Raw genomic sequence first — 317 nt, 5'->3', positions numbered from 1 at the left:
GACACGCCCAAGGGTAAACGCTTTTTAGCAGGCAAACAAATTAACGGGTATGTGGTGGTGGTGGAAATAGTAGGCAGGAAGAATAACCAACTGACTCTAAAAACCATATACAAAGAGAGAGGAAATCTAGAGAACAGCAAAGAGTTTAAAGAGTCCATCAGTAACCACAATGTGGCGGATTCACGCCCGTTAAATACGGGTGATTCCTTAGATACTGCTATGGACTTAGATAACTCTACCAAACCCCCCCTTAAAACCCCCCATATTGAACCCAATCCTGCTTTTGGGGAACACTTTGCAGAGTTTGAGCTCAAGGG

1 pseudogene is annotated in these 317 nt (G+C 44.2%); it reads left to right on the top strand.

From position 1 onward, the window contains the following. Positions 1-317 (top strand): annotated as a pseudogene (locus KCO92_RS07270) (hypothetical protein); the annotation flags it as partial.

The organism is Helicobacter salomonis, assembly GCF_017979425.1.
Taxonomy (GTDB): Bacteria; Campylobacterota; Campylobacteria; order Campylobacterales; family Helicobacteraceae; genus Helicobacter; species Helicobacter salomonis.
The sequence above is the reverse complement of the archived record's forward strand: the minus strand, read 5'-3'. Positions and strand labels throughout refer to the sequence as shown.